This window comes from Azonexus sp., from assembly GCF_049652925.1.
Classification (GTDB): Bacteria; Pseudomonadota; Gammaproteobacteria; order Burkholderiales; family Rhodocyclaceae; genus Azonexus.
In genome coordinates, this window is the sequence record NZ_JBASFI010000024.1 from 115,823 (window position 1) to 134,698 (window position 18,876).

An 18,876-nucleotide genomic window follows, 5' to 3' on the forward strand; every position below is an offset into this window, starting at 1 on the left:
GTTCGATGCCACGGTCAACCGGAAAAAACGGCCAAAAATGAAACAGCCCCGGAGTCCCTCAAAATTTCGGGATCACCAGGGCTGTGGCGCAAAGTCATGCGTTATTCCGCGAAGAAGTCCTTAACCTTGTAGCTTTGGCCGAGGCTGCGCCTCTTAACTTGCTGGGCAAGTTAGCCTGCACTGCAAGGTTAAGCAATCATTCAGCGAAAAAGTCCTTGACCTTGTCCATCCACGACTTGGAGCGCGGATTGTGTTTGCCGCTGTTGTCGCGGCTGGATTCTTCCAGTTCGCGCAGCAGTTCCTTCTGGCGGTCGGTCAGGTTGACCGGCGTTTCGACGACGACGTGGCACATCAGGTCGCCATGGGTGTGGCTGCGCACCCCCTTGATGCCCTTGCCGCGCAGGCGGAAGACCCGCCCGGACTGGGTTTCGGCCGGAATCTTGATGGCGGCGGCGCCGTCCAGTGTCGGGATTTCGATTTCGCCGCCGAGTGCGGCAGCGGTGAAGGAAATCGGCATTTCGCAATGCAGGTCGTTGTGATCACGGGTGAACACGGCGTGCTGTTTGAGATGAATCTGCACGTAGAGATCGCCCGGCGGGCCACCATTGACGCCATGCTCGCCTTCGCCGGATAGCCTGATACGATCGCCTTCATCGACCCCGGCCGGAATCTTGACGGCCAGCGTCTTGTGTTGCTTGACGCGACCAGCGCCATCGCAGTGCTTGCACGGTTCGGCGATGAAGCGGCCGGTGCCGTGGCACTTGTGACAGGTTTGCTGGATCGAGAAGAAACCTTGCTGCAAACGCACCTGACCGGAGCCGCCGCAGGTCGGGCAGGTCTTCGGCTGGGTGCCGGGCTTGGCGCCGGAGCCGTTGCACGGCTCGCAGACTTCCATGGTCGGAATGCGAATCTTGGTTTCCGTACCGTGCGCCGCCTGTTCGAGCGTGATTTCGAGGTTGTAGCGCAGGTCGGCACCGCGATAGATGTTCGAACGACCGCCGCCACCGCCGCCTCGACCACCGAAGATCTCGTCGAAGATGCCGCCGAAAGCATCGGAAAAACCGGCGCCGCCGCCGCCCATGCCAGCCTGCTGATCAAGCCCGGCATGGCCGTACTGGTCGTAGGCTGAACGCTTCTGGGCGTCAGACAGGATTTCGTAGGCTTCCTTGGCTTCCTTGAATTTCTCCTCGGCCGCCGGGTTGTCCGGGTTGCGGTCGGGGTGATGCTTCATGGCCAGCTTGCGGTAGGCCTTCTTGATTTCTTCATCGGAGGCGTCGCGGTTGACGCCCAGGGTTTCGTAAAAATCGCGTTTGCTCATGATCGCTTTCGTTGGATGTCGCGCATCGTTTAGCGGGCTGTAAAGGGTTCGCCCCAGACCAGTTCCCGGTCGCCACGCGCCCAGGAGAACCAGTCGCCGCACCCGTCACGCTCGCAGACACGGCTGTCGAGGTGGTGCAGGGTGGGAACGGTAACGGCATTGTTTTCGTTGCTGTCAGCCAGTCGCTCGCGCTTGCCCACCTTGGCGGCGAGCAGCACGCTGCGCCGGCTTTCCGGGAAGTCGGGCGTGATACCGGTCAGCTGCAACTGCGGGCCCCAGTCGCGCAAGCCGCTACGGACCAATGCGGTGTCGCGGGTCAGCATGCGATCAAGGCGAACGACCAGACCAACTGTCTTGCCTTCCCAGCGGAAGGGGTTTTCCTCGATCTGCTGGGCGGTCACCCAGGCAGTGATGCCCTGCTTGCGGCTGAACTCGTTGAACTGCTTGCGCACTTCTTCCTGCTTCTGGGCGAATTCGGCCCGCTGTTGTTCCTGTTTGGCCTTCGCCGCTGCCTCGTTCGAGTAGCCGGACAGATTGCCGGTTTCATCGTCGACGCGGGCATTGGCCATCGGGTTGGGCAGCATGCCGTTCGGGCGCGGCTTGACCAGTTCGGTAAAGACGCCAACGCGCAGGTTGCGACCATTCGGGCAGCTGTTGCGGTAGAGCCTGGCGCCATCGTTCATGACGCGCCTGACCTGTTCGTCATCGGCCGCCGCGACTTTGGGGCCAAGCACCAGCGCCACCTGATCGACCTTGCACAGTTCCATCGGGCCATCCTGCGGGCTGCGGCTGATGAACAGCACATCGGCGCCACTGACCGAGCCCATGTCGACGACGTACTTGTCGCCGGATACCGGCTCGACGGCGCCCTTGATCTTTTGTCCATCGAGGAAGACGCCGTTGCGGAAATCGCCTTCCCACGTCGCCTTGACCTTCATCTCGGCGTAGCGGTAGAGCCATTCAGCCTTGCCCTTGCCATCGGCGCGACCATTCTTGCAGCCGCCGCGATAGCGCAGCGCATAGTCGCGCTGGCCAAGCATGGACGGCGCCCAGACCTGGCAACGACCGTCGATGTCGTCGGTGAAGCCGGTCGCATCGGAACTGCCCTTGCCAGCCAGAGCGTGTCCGGCCGGGGCGAGAGTCAGTGCCAGGAGAAGGGGAAGCGTGGTGCGCATGCGGTTTTCAGGTGCAGGTTAACGGGCAACGGGGATGGCGAACCACCCCCGTTTCGTTGCCGGGCGAAAGGGGTTGCTTGTGGCTTACTTCTTGTCCTTGTTCACTTCCGTGAATTCGGCATCGACGACATCGCCTTCGACGGTCTTTTCACCGGCTTCGGCCTGCTGGCCAGCCGCACCGGCGGCAGCGCCTTCGGCCTGTTGCTGGGCGTACATCTTTTCACCCAGTTTCTGAGCGGCCGCCTGCAGGGCTTCGGTCTTGGCGGTGATGGTTTCCTTGTCGCCGTCGCGCATCACGTCCTCGACATCCTTGATGGCGGCTTCGATGGCGGCCTTTTCAGACGCATCGAGCTTGTCGCCGTACTCGGTCATCGACTTCTTGACCATGTGCACCATGCCGTCGGCCTGGTTGCGGGCATCGGCCAGTTCGTGCGCCTTCTTGTCGTCTTCGGCGTGCAGCTCGGCGTCCTTGACCATGGCCTGGATTTCAGCCTCGCTCAAGCCGGAGTTGGCCTTGATGGTGATCTTGTTTTCCTTGCCGGTGGCCTTGTCCTTGGCGGTGACGTGCATGATGCCGTTGGCGTCGATGTCGAAAATGACTTCGATCTGCGGCGTGCCACGCGGAGCCGGCGGGATGCCTTCGAGGTTGAACTGGCCGAGGCTCTTGTTGCCGGAAGCGACTTCACGCTCGCCCTGCAGCACATGGATGGTCACGGCAGACTGGCTGTCGTCGGCGGTCGAGAAGACTTGCGAAGCCTTGGTCGGGATCGTCGTGTTCTTCTGGATCAGCTTGGTCATGATGCCGCCCAGGGTTTCGATACCGAGCGATAGCGGGGTGACGTCAAGGAGCAGCACGTCCTTGACTTCGCCCTGCAGCACGCCGCCCTGAATGGCCGCGCCGACAGCAACAGCTTCGTCCGGGTTCACGTCCTTGCGCGGTTCCTTGCCGAAGATTTCCTTGACCTTCTCTTGCACCTTCGGCATGCGCGACTGGCCGCCGACCAGGATGATGTCGTCGATGTCGCTGATCTTGCAGCCAGCATCCTTCAATGCCATGACGCAAGGGGCAACGGTACGCTCGACCAGTTCATCGACCAGCGATTCGAACTTGGCGCGGGTAACCTTGAGCGCCAGGTGCTTCGGGCCGGAAGCGTCAGCGGTGATGTAGGGCAGGTTGATTTCGGTCTGCTGGCTGGAGGACAGCTCGATCTTGGCCTTTTCAGCGGCTTCTTTCAGGCGCTGCAGGGCCAGCACGTCGGCCTTGAGGTTGACGCCGGATTCCTTCTTGAATTCGTCGATGATGTAGTCGATCAGGCGTTGGTCGAAGTCTTCGCCGCCGAGGAAGGTGTCGCCATTGGTGGCCAGCACTTCGAACTGCGTTTCGCCGTCGACATTGGCGATTTCGATGATCGAGATGTCGAACGTGCCGCCGCCGAGGTCATACACGGCGATCTTGCGGTCGCTCTTGCTGGTCTTGTCCATGCCGAAGGCGAGGGCGGCAGCGGTTGGCTCGTTGATGATGCGCTTGACTTCCAGACCGGCGATGCGGCCGGCGTCCTTGGTCGCTTGGCGCTGGCTGTCGTTGAAGTAGGCCGGCACGGTGATGACGGCTTCGGTGACTTCTTCGCCGAGGTAGTCTTCGGCGGTCTTCTTCATCTTGCGCAGCACTTCGGCGGAAACCTGCGGCGGGGCGATTTTCTTGTCGCGCGCTTCAACCCAGGCGTCGCCGTTGTCGGCCTTGACGATCTTGAAGGGCATCAGCGAGATGTCCTTCTGCACTTCCTTCTCTTCGAAGCGGCGGCCGATCAGGCGTTTGACGGCGTACAGCGTGTTCTTCGGGTTGGTCACGGCCTGGCGCTTGGCCGGGGCGCCGCACAGGATTTCGCCATCTTCGGTGTAGCCGATGACGGACGGCGTGGTGCGCGCGCCTTCTGCGTTTTCGATAACCTTCGGCTGGCCGCCTTCCATGATGGCGACGCAGCTGTTGGTGGTGCCGAGGTCAATACCGATGATCTTGCCCATGATTTATTCCTTAAAGATAAATGACTGATGTTCGTGAGTTGGGGGCTTTGCCGCTGATTTCAAGCCGCATTGACTAGTCTTCTACGGTCAACCGGGAAAAACTCCCAAAAATGAAATGTGTTATTTGCCCTTGGCGACCATGACCAGGGCCGGACGCAGCACGCGGTCGGCGATGGTGTAGCCCTTTTGCAGCACGGTGACGACGGTGTTCGGTTCCTGCTCGGAATCGACCATGCCGATGGCCTGATGCTTGTGCGGATCGAATTTTTCGCCAGCCGGGCTGACTTCGTTCAGCGCGTTCTTTTCGAAGGCGGCAACCAGTTGCTTGAGCGTCAGTTCGACGCCGGCCTTGAAGCTGTCGACGGTCTGTTCCGGTACGGCCAGCGCCGCTTCGAGGCTGTCCTTGACGGCCAGTAGCTCGCCGGCAAAACGCTCGACGGCGAACTTGTGCGCCTTGGAAATGTCTTCTTGAGCACGACGGCGAATATTTTCGCCCTCGGCCTTGGCGCGCAGCCAGGCATCGTGATGCTCAGCCGCCAGCAGTTCGAGGGCGCGGAACTGCTCTTCGATGCTCGGCAGGGTGTCGGTGTGCTCCTCGACGGTCGGCTCGGCTGCTGTTACTTCAACGGCAGGCTCGTTGCCGAGCATTGCTTCCTGGTTGTTTTCAGTGTTCGTCATGCATGGATCTCCCAAAAATCTGCAAGCTATCTGGGGGTGCTTTCCCGGCTTTCAAGAGCTGTTCGGCAAAAAATATGGCTGATTCTGACCATCAACTTTCCGGCAAATATGCCGTTAGGAAATAAGTTGAGTCGGCCGGGGTGAAGGACATGGAATTAACAGGATTGGGTGCTACCTACGCTTTGCTGCGGGCAGCCTCGGACGCCCGCAGCAAAGCGAGCGAAGAGCGTCAGGCCAAGCGTCTGGGCGAGATGCAGGATGCCATCAAGCGCCTGCAGGCGATGCCCACGCCAAAGCAGATGGCCAAGCAGGATGCGACGAATCGCGTCGCCATGCTGAAAAAACGGCTGGAAGCCCTGAAATCCATGCTTCTGCATGCCTCGCCCGAACAGGCCAGGGCCTTGGCCCGTGAATTGAAAAACATCGCCAAAGAGCTGTCGTCGGTGGCGAAAAGCCTGGGGAGTGGCGCTCAAGGCGCGGTTTCGGCTCCCGCGGGTGGTGAAGTGGCGACTGGTGCGACGGATGACTCCGGCAGCGCGTCAGCTGAAGTGCAGGCGGCGGCCAGTGCCGCGCCGGATTCGGCCGCCGCTGGCGATGCTGCCAGCGGCGCAAGCGATACGGTTCAAGTCGAAGACACTCAAGGCAAAACGGCAGCAGATGCCGCCACCTCATCAGGCGTCAGCCCGACCGATGGCCGGCAAACCGGGCAGGGTGAAGGCGACGGAGATCTGCGGGCCATGCTGCAGGATGCGAAAAAACTCCTCAAGGAAGCGATCGCGATGCTCAAAGCCAAAATGGCTCTGGCCGCCAATCAGGCCCGGGCGAGCAAGGAGGAAAAGCAGGCGAAGCTCGACCTCCAGTCCGCTGAGAAAAGCTTGGCTGACATCGAAAAATCCTTGTCTCAGGGTGGTAGCGAGTTGTACTCGGCGCAGGGCGACCTCGGGCTGGGTAGTGCGGCAGACGGGTTTGCCATCAGTGGCTTGAATGTCAATGTCGCGGCCTGAAATGCGAAAGCCACTTACGGCTGCCGATGGCGTAGTGGCCGAACAGTCGGCAGGATGCCTGGCGCCAGTCTTGGCGACAAAACTGCTGCCGTGCCGTAGCCTGCGTGCTACGATAAATTATTGATTGTTTCTGGCGAATCCTGAATGGAAAAGATCGGCAAATACCGGGTGATTAAAGAGCTGGGCAAGGGCGCGACGGCCACTGTCTACCTCTGTGACGACCCGGATGCCAACCGTCAGGTCGCCGTCAAGGTGATCCAGTTCGGCAAGGACAGTTCGGCCATGTCGCGGCGCATGCGCAAGCTGTTCCAGAACGAGGGCATGGTTTCCAAGCGCCTCAACCACCCGAATATCGTCCAGGTTTACGAAGCCGTGGTTGAGCCGGACTTCGCCTATCTGGCCATGGAGTATGTTGACGGCTTCACGCTCGAGGACAGCTGCCGCATCGACAAGCTTTTGCCGATGCATCGGGCAATCAGCATCATTTTCAAATGCTGCATGGCGCTCGACGCGGCCTACCGGCAGGGCATCATCCACCGCGACATCAAGCCAGCCAATATCATGATCGCCGCCAACGACGAGCCGAAGATCGCCGACTTCGGCCTGGCGCTGAACATGAACAAGGACATGGACCGCGATTCGACCTTCATCATGGGCGTCGGCTCGCCGGCCTACATGTCGCCGGAACAGATCAAGGGCTATCCACTCAACCAGAAGACCGACCTCTATTCGCTCGGCGTCCTGATGTTCCAGCTACTGACTGGCCGCTTGCCGTTCCGTGCCAACAACCAGGCCACCTTGGTCTATCGCATCATCAACACCGACGCGCCGGCCGTCACAGCGCTCAACCCGAACCTGCCGGAAGGCCTCAACGCCATCATGCGCCGGGCCCTGGAGAAGGATCTCTACAGCCGCTACCGGAATGGCGCAGAGATGGCCAAGGACCTCTCGGCGGTGCGCTACCAGATCCTCGAAGAGGATGAAACAGCGCAGGATACGAGGCATTTCGAGACGCTGCGCGGGCTCGACTTCTTCGTCGAATTCGAAAACATCGAAATCTGGGAAGTGCTGCGCGTCTCGGTCTGGCGCGAAGTCCTGCCCAACGTGGCAATCATTCGTGAAGGCGAGCGCAACAAGTTCTTTGGGGTCATCATCAGCGGCTCCGTTGAAATCTCGATCGAAGGCAAGGCCTTGTGCCGCCTCGGACGCAGCGAGCCGATCGGCGAGGTGTCCTATCTGCATCCGTCCAGTGACCAGCGCTGTTCGACCGTCGTAACGCTGGAGCCGACCCTGTTCCTGGAAGTCAATGCGGCGGCGCTCGCCCTGTCCTCTGAAGAGTTGCTCGAACGCATGCGCAGTACGCTGCTGGCCAGAATGATCAATCGCCTGCGCGAGGTTAACCGTATCGCTGCGGCGCAAGGTCAGCCGGCCGTCCAGAGCCTGACCGGCTCAATGCCCGGCGGCTCGTCGCGCCCGGGCGGCGGCCTCGATCTCGAACTGGCGCCAATGTAAAAACAGCCTCCGCAGAGGCTGTTTGGCTGGCAGGCTATAAATCCTCAAACCTTGAATCGTCCGACCAGCGTAGCCAGGCCTTCGGCCAGCCGCTTGAGGTCGTGTGCCGCACCGGCCGTCTGTTCGACCGTGCCGGAGTTTTCGCGGGCCATGCCGGCAATGGCTTCGATACTGCTTTCAACATCACCGGAGAAGCGGCGTTGCTGGTCGGTGGCCGAGGCAATCGCATCAAGGCCGTGGCCGACTTCGGTGACCGAACCATTCGTTGCTTCCAGCACCTTGGACACCGAATGGACGGCCGCCTGACTGCTTTCCAGGTGGGCCATGCCGGCTTCAATGCTGCGCCGGACTGCCACTGACTGGGCGCTGAGCTGAGCTGTAATGGCATCGATTTCGGTCGCCGAGCGCGACGATTTTTCGGCCAGCTTGCGAACCTCATCGGCAACGACCGCGAAACCACGCCCCTGTTCGCCGGCGCGTGCGGCCTCGATGGCCGCGTTGAGGGCCAGCAGATTGGTCTGCTCGGCGATGTCCTTCACTTCACGGGTCATTGTCGTGATCGCTTCAGTGTTCTTGACGAAGTTGTTCACCGAGTCGGCCATTTCCGTTACTGCGCGCTCGACGACATTCATTTCGCCGAGCAGCACGTTGAGGTTGCGGCTACCCTCGGTAGCTCGGGCCAGGCTTTCCTGCGACTGATGCTGGACGTGTTCGGCGCTCTGGGCAATAGACGAAATGCTCGAAACCAGCTGTTCGACGGCCGAGGCGGCCTGGTCGGATTTTTCGTTCTGCTGATGCGAACTCTGCGTGACGCGGTCGGCGCTGTCGGAGAGCGCTGCGACGCGGGCAGAAACCTGGCTGGCGGAGTCACGGACCTGACGGACCAGCTGGTTGAAGTTCTCCATCATTTCGTTGAAAACCTGCGCCGCCTGGCCGACTTCGTCATTGCCCTTGATTGGCAGGCGGCGTGTCAGGTCGCCTTCGCCGCGGGCGATGTCGGCAAGGCCCTTGCGCATGGCCTCAAGCGGCTTGCTGACGAAATGATTGGTGATCAGGTAGATGAGAACGAGCAGGGCGCCCAGCGCGGCGAGCGCGACGCCGACAATCTTGATGCGGAAGGCCGATACCTGCGCCTCGACCGAGTCGAGCGACACCTTCATGCTGACGACGCCGAGCACCGTCCCTTCGGGAACCTGGTGGCAGAGGATGCAGTCCTTGCCGAGATAGTTTTTCGAGGCCTTGGTCGGATTGATGACATGCAGGAAAGAGTTGCCGTTGGCGGATTCAACCGACATGTACGGGTTGCCGCTGGCCATCACTTCTTTTTCCAGCGCATCGAGCGGACGCTTGCTCTTGGTGTCGGGGCCGTAAAGTTTGACCACGGCATCGCTGCGGGCGACCACCAGATCCTTGATGACGGAGAGCTGTTCGATCTGGTCGAGAAAGACTTCGCGCTGGCCGACGGTGCCGGTCAGCATCATGCCGGTCAGTCCGGCCATGGTCATTTCGTGGATACTCTTCGAGAAGTCCTGGGCCTGCAGGATCGCTGTCTCTCGATTGACCTGGGTGGTCCAGACTATTGCTCCTGCCCAGATGATGGCCAGTACTACCCAGATGGCCGCCGTCAGGCGGATCCAAATCTTCAAATCGGCGAAGCGCGGCATGATGTCCCTCGAGTTACTGCCACCGTTTTCAGCTAGGCGGTCAGGTCTATTTGCTGGATTGTGCCAGCCGTACCAGCTTCATGCAAAAAAATTCCAGAAGTGCGAATTTGCCCGAGCAATTCATTGGCATTTGTCTTGAGGTCAAATGGCGTAGCGATGCGGCTTAGCGCGATCGCGCCGACCCCGGCATCGGTCAACGACTGAAGCGTCTCTTTGTCAGTTTTGTCAGGTGTCCAGAGCGTTAGCTGTTGAAATGCAGTATCGTTTTCATCGATCCAGCCGTTCTGGTCGCCATCGAGCGCCGCCAATTCCTGAAACCCGTCGCCGCTGGTCGGGCCGAACAGTTCGCTGCCATTGTTGATCTTGCCGTCGCCGTTGCGGTCAAAGGCGAGGAAGCCGCTGCCCGGAGCGAGGAAATTGATGTTCTCTGCGCTGCCGTCGGTATTGAGGTCGAAAGCGAAGCGCTGGTTGGTCAGTTGTGCCGCCGTGCCGGCGAAGTTGAGGACGAGCGGGTCGGTCTTGCGTGCAGCGTCGCCGAGGCGGAGGCTGATATTGCTTTCTTCGTGATACTGGCGCGACATCGACAATTGCAGGTCGAACTTGATCGCGCGACCATCGGTCGTCGTCACCGTGCCGCTGGCGGCGAAGGTCGTTTGCTCGGCCTCGCTGTAGGATTCATGACGGTCGTATTCGATGCCGAAGCCGGCTGATGGGGGGCGGGCCTGTGTTCCGGTTGCCGGCGGAGTTTCGATGACCGGGGTTTCTGTATTCGGCTGGAGTTCGCTGGCATCGAAAATGCGGATCCGGTGTCCGGTCAGCAGCTCGAGCATGGAGCGAATGAAGCGCAGCCGCGGATCTGCGTCGAGCTCGGTATCCTCGGTGGCTTCGCTGGCGCTGGCGCTGGCGCTGGCGCTGGCTTGGCTGGCCGCCTTGCCGGCATCGGACAGGCTGACGTTGTCGATACGCGCCGGGCGGGGGCGAGAATCTTCCCCGGCAAATTGCGGGCGCTGTGGCCCGACCCACATTTTCAGCGATTCGCTGACTTCATGTCGCTCGACGCTGACGTGCGACGAGGCCATTTGCAGGCTGCTGCTGGCAATTTTCATGGGGGCCTCCGTCGAATGCATTGGGATACATCATTAACGGCGGCCGGGGCCAGAAGTTAAGGCTTGTGGAGATGCGGCTGTATCCAGCGTTTCAGCGAGCCGAGGTCGAGCGCGCCGCTCTGGCGGGCGATCTCGCGGCCGTTTTTGAAGATGGCCATGGTTGGAATGCTGCGGATGTTGAAACGGGCGGCTAGCTGCTGTTCGGCTTCGGTATCGACCTTGACCAGCCGGGCATAGGGTTCGAGGTCGATGGCGGCCTGATGGAAGTTCGGTGCCATTTGCCGGCACGGCCCGCACCACGGTGCCCAGAAATCGACGACGACGGGCAGGTCGTTGCGCGAGATGTGGCGGTCGAAATTGGCGGCGGTCAGTTCGGCGGGTTCGCCATTGAACAGCGGTTGTTTGCACTGGCCGCAGTTCGGTGAATCTTTCAATTTTTGGCCAAAAATCCGGTTGACCGTGGAACAGTGCGGACAGACGACGTGCAGGCTTTCTTCAGGCATCGGGCGCTCCAAATATCATGTTTTTCTGATATGGGTGCCCGCTGCCGGATTTCAAGAGCGGGCGCCGAATTTGATGGCTTGCCGGGCGCTGGTTTCCAGAGCGTGCGGGTCGATGGCGAGCTTGGTCGGCCAGCCAGCAAGGTGGCTTTCGACGATGTCGGCCAGCGCCTTGATCCACCCATCGTCTTCGTTGAGCGCCGGGATGTAGTGGTATTCCTTGCCACCGGCCTTGAGAAAGTCGGCACGGCCTTCCTGGGCGATTTCTTCGAGCGTTTCGAGGCAGTCGGCGACGAAGCCGGGGCAGATGATGTCGACCCGGCGGATGCCTTTTTTGCCCCATTCTTCAAGCGTCGGCGCGGTGTAGGGTTGCAGCCACTCGGCCTTGCCGAAACGCGACTGGAAACAGATCTGGAATTGCTCGGGCTTGAGGTTGAGGCGTTCGGCGAGCAGGCGGCCGGTCTTGTGACATTCGCAGAAGTAGGGGTCGCAGAGGGTCAGGCTGCGCTTGGGCAGGCCGTGGAAGCTGATGAGCAGCTTGTCGTTGTCGCCGAGCGCACCGTTCGTCTGCCAGTGCTTGCGCACCGTTTTTTCGAGCGAGGAGATGTACCCGTCGTGGTCGTGGAAGTTTCGCGTGAAGCGCATTTCCGGCTGGTTGCGGGTTTTGGTCAGCCAGTTGCAGGCATCGTCGACGACGGTCGCCGTCGTGCTCGCCGCGTATTGCGGATACATCGGCACAACGAGGATGCGGTTGTGGCCCTCAGCCTTGAGGTGGGCGAGGGTGTCGGGAATCGACGGCGAACCGTAGCGCATGGCCCAAGTAACGGTGACGTGATGGCCGCGCTGGCCGATCAGGCCCTTGAGCAGTTTGGCCTGGCGCTCGGTATGGACGCGCAGTGGCGAGCCTTCCGGCATCCAGACGGTGGCGTATTTGGCGGCCGATTTCTTTGGCCGTGTGTTGAGGATGATGCCGTTGAGGATCAGCCACCAGATCGGTTTGGGGATTTCGACGACGCGCGGATCGGAGAGGAATTGCTTGAGATAGCGCTTGAGGGCCGGCGCGGTCGGCGCGTCCGGCGTGCCGAGATTGACGAGGACGACAGCGGTGCTGGCCGCATTGCCGTGACGGTGCGGCGGCTCGGGAAGAAAACGTGACATTAGTTGTCCGACTTGTAGGAAAGGGCGCTGGAAAGCAGGCGGGCGGTGATGTCGACGATGGGAATGACGCGTTCGTAGGCCATGCGGGTCGGGCCGATGACGCCGACCGAGCCGACGATGCGGCCATCGACGCTGTAGGGGGCGGCGATGACGCTGCATTCGTCGAGCGGGGCGATGCCCGATTCGCCGCCGATGAAGATCTGCACGCCCTCGGCGCGGTTGGAAATGTCGAGCAGGCGAACCAGGCTGGAACGTTGCTCGAAGAGATCGAACAATTCGCGCAGGCGCTTCATGTTCGACGACAGTTCTTCGACATCGAGCAGGTTGCGCTCGCCGGAAATGACGTAGGGCGCCGAATTTTCGGCCATCGCCGCGTCGCCGGCGTCGAGCGCCAGGGCCATGAGCGGCTTGATGTCTTCGCGCAATTTCTGGATTTCGCTGGCCAGACGCTGGCGAATCTGTTCGAAATCGAGGCCGGCGAAATTCTGCGTCAGGTAATTGCCGGCGCTGACCAGTTCGGACGGCGAGTACACCTTGTCGCTGCTGACAATGCGGTTCTGCACATCGCCGTCAGTGGTGACGATGATGAGCAGGATGCGTTTTTCCGACAGGCTGAGGAATTCGATTTGCCGGATGCGGCTGGCCTGGCGGCGCGGTGCGATGACGACACCGGCGAAATTCGACAGGCTGGAGAGCAACTGCGAGGCGCTGGCGATGATCTGGTTGTTCGGCAAGCCGTGCAGCGATTCTTTCATCTCGCCCATCTGCCGGGCTTCGAGCGGCTGCACGGTGAGCAGGGTATCGACAAACAGCCGATAACCGCGCGCTGTCGGAATGCGTCCGGCCGAGGTGTGCGGGCTGGCCACGAAGCCGGCTTCTTCTAGGTCGGCCATCACGTTACGAATGGTGGCCGGCGACAGATCGAGGCCGGAAAACTTCGACAGCGCACGTGAGCCGACCGGTTGCCCGTCGGCAATGTAGTGTTCGACCAGCGTTTTCAGCAGGGTGCGCGAGCGTTCATCAAGCATGGCTGAGGATTGTACAAAAAACGGGGCGGCAGCGACGGGTGATTATGACCGGCCGCCGGGATGCAGTGCCTGGCGGCGCGATTCGAACTCCTGGCGCAGTTCGCGCCGGAGCATGGCCGACTGGTAACGGCGCTTTTCCTCGTCGGTGCTCGGTTCCAGCGGCGGCACGCTGGTCGCCTTGCCACTTTCATCGACGGCCACCATGGTGAAAAAGCAGCTGTTGGCGTGGCGCACGCTTTGTTCGCGGATGTTTTCGGTGAGTACCTTGACGCCAATTTCCATCGAGGTCCGTCCGGTGTAATTGACGGCGGCCAGAAAGGTGACCAGTTCGCCGACGTGAATGGGCTGGCGGAACATCACCTGGTCGACCGACAGGGTGACGACGTATTCGCCGGCATAGCGGCTGGCACAGGCGTAGGCGACCTGGTCGAGCAGCTTGAGGATGGTGCCGCCATGGACGTTGCCGGAAAAATTGGCCATGTCCGGCGTCATCAGGACGGTCATGCTGAGTTGGTGGTTGGCAAGAGGCATGGATATTGGCGTGCAGGATGGATGGCTCATGTTACTGCGCTTTTCCGGCGAATCGGTGCTGCCGGGTGGCACGATCGCGCGGTTTTTATGCAAGAATTCGACCCCATGAACAGAAGCTTCGCTTCCCTCCGCAATCCCCGGACCATCGCGCTGGTCGGCAAATACCATAGTATGGAAATTGCCGAGTCGCTGCGTCGTCTGGCTGAATACCTTTACGAGCGCGGCGTCTCGGTTTTCATCGAGCGGGAAACATCCGAGCACATCGGCAAGAAGGTCGATCTGTCGCGCTGGGTGACCTGCGGTTTCAACGATATCGGCGCCCATGCCGACCTCGCCATCGTGCTTGGTGGCGATGGCACCATGCTCAACGCGGCGCGCCGTCTGGCCCGTTATTGTGTGCCGCTGGTCGGCGTCAATCAGGGCAGGCTGGGTTTCATGACCGACATCGCCCGCGACGACCTGCTGACCTGCATGGACGATCTGCTCGACGGTCGTTTCACCCAGGAAAACCGGATGCTGCTCGCCGCCGAAGTGACGCGCGACGGCAAGGAAATCGCCGAAAACCTGGCGCTCAACGATGTGGTGGTCGACAAGGGCGCCATCGGCCGGATGATCGAATTCGAGTTGTTCATCGACGGCGAGTTCATCTACAACCTGCGCTCCGACGGTCTGATCGTCTCCACGCCAACCGGTTCGACAGCTTATTCGATGTCGGCCGGCGGGCCGATCCTGCATCCGACGACGGCCGGCATCGCGCTTGTGCCGCTCTGCCCGCACGCCCTGAGCAATCGGCCGATCATCGTCAATGAAAGCGCCGACATCGAGCTACGTATCGCCAATGCCGACGACGCCCGCGTGCACTTCGACGGCCAGGTGACGTTCGATCTCGAACGCGGCGATTGCGTGCGCTTGCGCCGCTCCGAGTACGCCATCACCTTCCTGCACCCGCCGGGCTACAGTTATTTCGCCATGCTGCGCCAGAAGCTGCAGTGGAGCGAGCGGCCCAAGGGCACCTGATGCTGCAGCACCTGACGATTCGTGACTTTGTCATTGTTGACCGGCTGGAACTCTCGTTTTTGGCCGGTTTTGGTGCGTTGACCGGAGAAACCGGGGCCGGCAAATCCATTTTGATCGACGCACTGGCGCTGGCGCTCGGTGAACGCGCCGATGCCGGCGTTGTCCGTTCCGGCTGCGACAAGGCTGAAGTGGCCGCTACCTTCGATATCGCCGCCCAGCCGCAAGTGGGCGACTGGCTGCGCGCCAACGACCTCGACGGCGACGACGAACTGCTGCTTCGCCGCGTCGTCGATGCTGGCGGCCGCTCGCGTGCCTACATCAACGGCTCGCCGGCCACTGTCCAGCAAATGCGCGAAGTCGGCGAATGGCTGGTCGATATCCATGGCCAGCACGCCCACCAGTCACTGTTGCGGGCCGAAGCCCAGCGCACGCTGCTTGACAGCCACGCCGGCCTGAGCGGGCAAGCGCGTGAAGTTGCAACCGCCTGGAAAATCTGGCGCGATGCCGAGCAAATGCTGCGCACCGCCAGCGAAAGCGCCGACGTGCTGCAGCGCGAACGCGAGCAGTTGCAATGGCAAATCGGCGAACTCGATGCCTTGGCCTTTGGCGACGACGAATGGGCGACGCTCGACGTCGAACACCGCCGCCTCGGTCATGCCGCCAGCCTGATCGAAGGCGCCCAATACGCGTTGGCCATCCTTTCCGACGACGATGCCGCCTGCGAACGCCAGATCGATGGCGTCGCCACGCGGCTTGGCAATCTCGCCGAATACGATCCGGAGTTGGCCGAAGTTGCCGCGCTGATCGGCTCGGTGCAAGCCGAGTTGTCCGACGCCGTGTCCACCCTGCGCCGCTACGCCGACCGGGCCGATCTCGACCCGGCCCGTCTGGCCCAGGTCGAGCGCCGGATGGATGCGGTGATGAGCCATTCCCGCAAATATCGCGTCCAGCCAGCCGAGTTGCCCGGCCTGCTTGCAGGTTGGCGCCAGCGTCTGGCCGAACTCGACGAATCAGCCGATCTGGCGGCGCTGGAAACAAAGGTCGCCGCCGCGCGCAAGGATTATCTGGCCCAGGCCGAAAAACTCACGACTGGTCGCAAGAAAGCGGCAACCGAGATGGGCCAGGCGGTCAGCGAAATCATGCGCCAACTGGCACTGTCCTCCGGTCGCTTCGAAGTCGCCTTAGTGCCGGTCGCCGATGGCGCCGTTTACGGCCTCGAACAAATCGAATTCCGCATCGGTGGCCTGGCCAGCAACGAGGCAAAGCCCATTGCCAAGGTCGCCTCAGGTGGCGAGTTATCGCGCATCAGCCTGGCGATACAAGTCCTCACTTCGCGCTCAGCCAGTGTCCCGACGTTGATTTTCGACGAAGTCGATGTCGGCATCGGCGGCGGTGTCGCTGAAATCGTCGGCCGCTTGCTGCGCGAACTCGGCAGCGAACGCCAGGTCCTGTGCGTCACCCACCTGCCGCAGGTCGCCGCGCAAGCCAACTGGCAGTGGCAGGTCAGCAAGGCGACGCGCGACGGCATCACACTGAGCGCCATCCAGCCACTCGACGATGCCGGCCGAGTTCAGGAAATCGCCCGTATGCTCGGCGGCGTTGATATTACCGACATCACCTTGCAACATGCACGGGAACTGCTCCGCCTGTAAGGCTTGAAGCAGGTTTTTTCCGGTTGCCACGGTCAACCGGAAAAAACGACCAAAATTCAAATGATCCCGAGCAGGCGCAAGACGGCGAGCAGCGCCAGCAACAGGAAAAAGACGCCGCTGATCCGGTGAATCCAGTGCAGGGGCAGGCGATTGAGCCAGCGGCGGCCGGCGACGACGCCGAGGATCGACGTGCAGGCCAGGGCCAGCGTGGCGCCGACCCAGGTGGCTGTTGCGTCGGCGGTGCTGCCCAGGCCGGCGACAGCGATCTGCGTTTTGTCGCCGAATTCGGCGAGAAAGATCATCAGGAAAGTGGTCGCGAAGATGCCGTGGCCGGGCTTTTCTTCAATGTCATCGTCGTCGTTTTCTTCTTCGAAGCGCAGGGCGCTGATGCCGAAGAAACCAAAGAGCACGGCCACCGCCGCCGTGACGACCCATTCCGGCAGCCAGGCAGCAATCGCCGCGCCGAACAACACGGCGAGCAGGTTGAGGAAGGCAAAGGCGGCGACGGCGCCGAGCACAACCGGCAGGCCGCGATGGCGGGCGGCGAGCGTCATGCAGACGAGCTGGCTCTTGTCGCCGATTTCGGCGAGGGCGATCAGCAAAAAGGTTGCGCCGGCCGAAGAAAGCCAAGCCCCTGGCGTCAGGGCGATATCAGTCATCGGGGAAAATCAGAAAGTCAGGACTTGGCGCCCGGATGGTCGCGATGCGGGCACTGGTCTTTGGTGCACTGGGCGTACAGGTAGAGCGCATGGTCCTGGATGGCGAAGCCGCGTTCCTGGGCAATGGCGTTCTGACGTTTCTCGATTTCCGGATCGTAGAACTCTTCGACGCGACCGCAGTTGATGCAGACCAGATGGTCGTGATGCTTGCCATGGTTGATTTCGAAAACGGCTTTTCCCGACTCGAAGAAATGCCGCTCGAGCAGGCCGGCCTGCTCGAACTGGGTGAGCACGCGATAAACGGTAGCCAGCCCGATGTCCATGTTTTCGGCAATCAGCATCTTGTAGACATCTTCCGCCGTCATGTGGCGCAAGGTGCTCGTTTCGAACAGCTCCAGGATTTTCAGGCGGGGAAAGGTGGCTTTTAGCCCCATGTTCTTGAGGCTTTGCGGATCGCTCATTGCTGGAATTCCTGAAATTGTTCGGTCAGGCGAAATGCTGATTTCGGGTATGATATACCGCTTCAAAGCCGATTGAAAAACTCCGGAAAACTGAATGCGCCGTTCCCGTCTATTGCTCGTAGCCGCCTCCTGCGCGCTCATCGCTGCTTGTTCCTACAAGCCGAGTTTCATCAACGAATACAAGATCGACATCCAGCAGGGTAATGTCTTGACGCAGGAGATGGTTTCCCAGCTCAAGCCGGGCCAGACGCGCGATCAGGTTCGCTTCCTGCTCGGAACGCCGCTCGTCGTCGATATCTTCCACCAGCAACGCTGGGACTATGTCTATCGCTACCAGAACGGCCAGACCGGCAAGGTCGAGGCGCGTAAATTCACCGCGTATTTCAACAATGACGGCCTGCTCGAGCGGGTTGAGGGCGATATCGCCGAGGGTGAGTCCGGCGAATTGAATGCCCCGCTCAACAAGAGTCGTCTCGTCGACCTGGGGTCGCTGACACCCGAGCAGGCTGACAAGCCGTTGCCGCCGCGCGAGCAGCCGAGCTATTACCGTCGTTTCATGGACATGATGGGGTTTTAAGGAATGAGCGCAACACGAATTGGTGTCGTCGGTGCTGGCGGCCGCATGGGCCGGATGTTGATCGAGGCCACGCTGAAGGATGATCAACTGGCGCTCGGCGCCGCCTTCGATGTGCCGGGCAGCCCGGCCATCGGCAAAACGGCTGGTGATCTGGTCGGCATGCCCTGCGATGTAGTGGTGACCGATGACGTTGCCGCCGGCCTCAAAAATATTGACTGCCTGATCGATTTTACTCGTCCGCAAGGCACGCTGGCTCATCTCGAAATGTGTCGTCAGGCTGGCGTCGCCATGGTCATTGGTACGACCGGCTTCGAAGCCGACGGCAAGGCCGTGATTGCTGCGGCTGCCAAGGATGTTCCTGTCGTCTTCGCGCCAAACATGGCGGTTGGCGTCAATCTTGTTTTCAAGCTGCTTGATACTGCAGCACGCATTCTGAATCAGGGTTACGACATCGAAATCGTCGAGGCACACCATCGTCTGAAGATTGATGCGCCGTCCGGGACGGCGTTGCGCATGGGCGAAGTGGTCGCCAGCGCGCTTGGCCGCGATCTCGAAGAATGCGCGGTTTATGGGCGCGAAGGCGTTACCGGCGAGCGCGACCCATCGACTATCGGCTTCGCCACCGTCCGTGGTGGCGATATTGTCGGCGACCACACGGTCATGTTTTGCGGTCTCGGCGAACGCGTCGAAGTTACACACAAGGCCAGTAGCCGCATGCCTTATGCACTCGGCAGTCTGCGTGCGGCGCGTTTCCTGGCGGGCCGGAAGAACGGCCTTTTCGACATGCAGGACGTCCTGGGACTGCGCTAGCCCC

General features: G+C 61.1%; 18 protein-coding genes. 6 read left to right on the top strand and 12 right to left on the bottom strand.

The genetic code is table 11. The features are described 5' to 3' along the window. Nucleotides 1-196 precede the first annotated feature (196 nt). The 4 genes from dnaJ to grpE form a co-directional block, all read right to left on the bottom strand. Nucleotides 197-1,318: a molecular chaperone DnaJ gene (gene dnaJ / locus WBK19_RS12860; RefSeq protein ID WP_511290309.1), complete on the bottom strand. Its 1,122-nt coding sequence runs from the start codon at nucleotides 1,316-1,318 to the stop codon at nucleotides 197-199. Between the two features lie 29 nt (nucleotides 1,319-1,347). After that, nucleotides 1,348-2,493, bottom strand: coding sequence for a hypothetical protein (locus tag WBK19_RS12865; RefSeq protein ID WP_511290311.1), 1,146 nt, complete (start codon nucleotides 2,491-2,493; stop codon nucleotides 1,348-1,350). An 84-nt stretch (nucleotides 2,494-2,577) separates the two neighbouring features. Continuing rightward, nucleotides 2,578-4,515: a molecular chaperone DnaK gene (dnaK, locus tag WBK19_RS12870; protein WP_511290313.1), complete on the bottom strand. Its 1,938-nt coding sequence runs from the start codon at nucleotides 4,513-4,515 to the stop codon at nucleotides 2,578-2,580. A 120-nt stretch (nucleotides 4,516-4,635) separates the two neighbouring features. Further along, nucleotides 4,636-5,193 (bottom strand): nucleotide exchange factor GrpE, encoded by a 558-nt coding sequence (gene grpE, locus WBK19_RS12875; protein ID WP_511290315.1) that lies wholly within the window; start codon nucleotides 5,191-5,193, stop codon nucleotides 4,636-4,638. Nucleotides 5,194-5,342: 149 nt separating this feature from the next. On the opposite strand from grpE, the gene WBK19_RS12880 reads away from it, so the two are divergent. Further along, nucleotides 5,343-6,197 (top strand): hypothetical protein, encoded by an 855-nt coding sequence (locus tag WBK19_RS12880; protein WP_511290317.1) that lies wholly within the window; start codon nucleotides 5,343-5,345, stop codon nucleotides 6,195-6,197. A 144-nt stretch (nucleotides 6,198-6,341) separates the two neighbouring features. Then, the gene (locus WBK19_RS12885) at nucleotides 6,342-7,709 is read left to right on the top strand and encodes a protein kinase domain-containing protein (RefSeq protein ID WP_511290319.1); all 1,368 of its coding nucleotides are present in this window, start codon (nucleotides 6,342-6,344) and stop codon (nucleotides 7,707-7,709) included. 44 nt (nucleotides 7,710-7,753) lie between these two features. On the opposite strand, the gene WBK19_RS12890 is transcribed toward WBK19_RS12885, so the two are convergent. The 6 genes from WBK19_RS12890 to WBK19_RS12915 are packed head-to-tail and all read right to left on the bottom strand — an operon-like array spanning nucleotide 7,754 to nucleotide 13,696. Then, nucleotides 7,754-9,373 (bottom strand): methyl-accepting chemotaxis protein, encoded by a 1,620-nt coding sequence (locus WBK19_RS12890; protein WP_511290321.1) that lies wholly within the window; start codon nucleotides 9,371-9,373, stop codon nucleotides 7,754-7,756. Between the two features lie 32 nt (nucleotides 9,374-9,405). Then, complete coding sequence (locus WBK19_RS12895) at nucleotides 9,406-10,479, bottom strand: SPM autocatalytic domain-containing protein (protein WP_511290323.1); 1,074 nt, start codon at nucleotides 10,477-10,479, stop codon at nucleotides 9,406-9,408. 56 nt (nucleotides 10,480-10,535) lie between these two features. Next, nucleotides 10,536-10,982 carry a thioredoxin TrxC gene (gene trxC, locus WBK19_RS12900; protein ID WP_511290325.1) on the bottom strand — a complete coding sequence of 149 codons (447 nt, stop codon included), beginning with the start codon at nucleotides 10,980-10,982 and terminating at the stop codon, nucleotides 10,536-10,538. Nucleotides 10,983-11,033: 51 nt separating this feature from the next. Further along, entirely contained in the window at nucleotides 11,034-12,137 is a 1,104-nt protein-coding gene (gene hemH, locus WBK19_RS12905; RefSeq protein WP_511290327.1) for a ferrochelatase, read from the bottom strand. Next, on the bottom strand, nucleotides 12,137-13,165 hold the full coding sequence (hrcA, locus tag WBK19_RS12910) for a heat-inducible transcriptional repressor HrcA (RefSeq protein WP_511290329.1): 1,029 nt from the start codon (nucleotides 13,163-13,165) through the stop codon (nucleotides 12,137-12,139). The genes hemH and hrcA overlap by 1 nt, the downstream gene beginning before the upstream one ends. A gap of 42 nt (nucleotides 13,166-13,207) precedes the next feature. After that, nucleotides 13,208-13,696, bottom strand: a complete 489-nt coding sequence (locus WBK19_RS12915; RefSeq protein WP_511290596.1) for an acyl-CoA thioesterase — start codon at nucleotides 13,694-13,696, stop codon at nucleotides 13,208-13,210. An 87-nt stretch (nucleotides 13,697-13,783) separates the two neighbouring features. Here WBK19_RS12915 and WBK19_RS12920 point away from each other — a divergent pair, with 87 nt between their 5' ends. Together WBK19_RS12920 and recN are read left to right on the top strand one after the other, a co-directional pair. Beyond that, nucleotides 13,784-14,713 carry an NAD kinase gene (locus WBK19_RS12920; RefSeq protein WP_511290331.1) on the top strand — a complete coding sequence of 310 codons (930 nt, stop codon included), beginning with the start codon at nucleotides 13,784-13,786 and terminating at the stop codon, nucleotides 14,711-14,713. After that, a complete protein-coding gene (gene recN, locus WBK19_RS12925) occupies nucleotides 14,713-16,365 on the top strand; it encodes a DNA repair protein RecN (protein ID WP_511290333.1) in 1,653 nt (550 codons plus the stop codon). The genes WBK19_RS12920 and recN overlap by 1 nt, the downstream gene beginning before the upstream one ends. Nucleotides 16,366-16,421: 56 nt before the next feature. On the opposite strand, the gene WBK19_RS12930 is transcribed toward recN, so the two are convergent. Both WBK19_RS12930 and fur read right to left on the bottom strand, forming a co-directional pair. Continuing rightward, complete coding sequence (locus WBK19_RS12930; protein WP_511290335.1) at nucleotides 16,422-17,024, bottom strand: TMEM165/GDT1 family protein; 603 nt, start codon at nucleotides 17,022-17,024, stop codon at nucleotides 16,422-16,424. A 17-nt stretch (nucleotides 17,025-17,041) separates the two neighbouring features. Further along, a complete protein-coding gene (fur, locus tag WBK19_RS12935; protein WP_511290337.1) occupies nucleotides 17,042-17,485 on the bottom strand; it encodes a ferric iron uptake transcriptional regulator in 444 nt (147 codons plus the stop codon). 94 nt (nucleotides 17,486-17,579) lie between these two features. Here fur and WBK19_RS12940 point away from each other — a divergent pair, with 94 nt between their 5' ends. Together WBK19_RS12940 and dapB are read left to right on the top strand one after the other, a co-directional pair. Then, nucleotides 17,580-18,062: an outer membrane protein assembly factor BamE gene (locus WBK19_RS12940; protein WP_511290339.1), complete on the top strand. Its 483-nt coding sequence runs from the start codon at nucleotides 17,580-17,582 to the stop codon at nucleotides 18,060-18,062. A gap of 3 nt (nucleotides 18,063-18,065) precedes the next feature. Continuing rightward, the gene (gene dapB / locus WBK19_RS12945; protein WP_511290341.1) at nucleotides 18,066-18,872 is read left to right on the top strand and encodes a 4-hydroxy-tetrahydrodipicolinate reductase; all 807 of its coding nucleotides are present in this window, start codon (nucleotides 18,066-18,068) and stop codon (nucleotides 18,870-18,872) included. Nucleotides 18,873-18,876 lie beyond the last annotated feature (4 nt).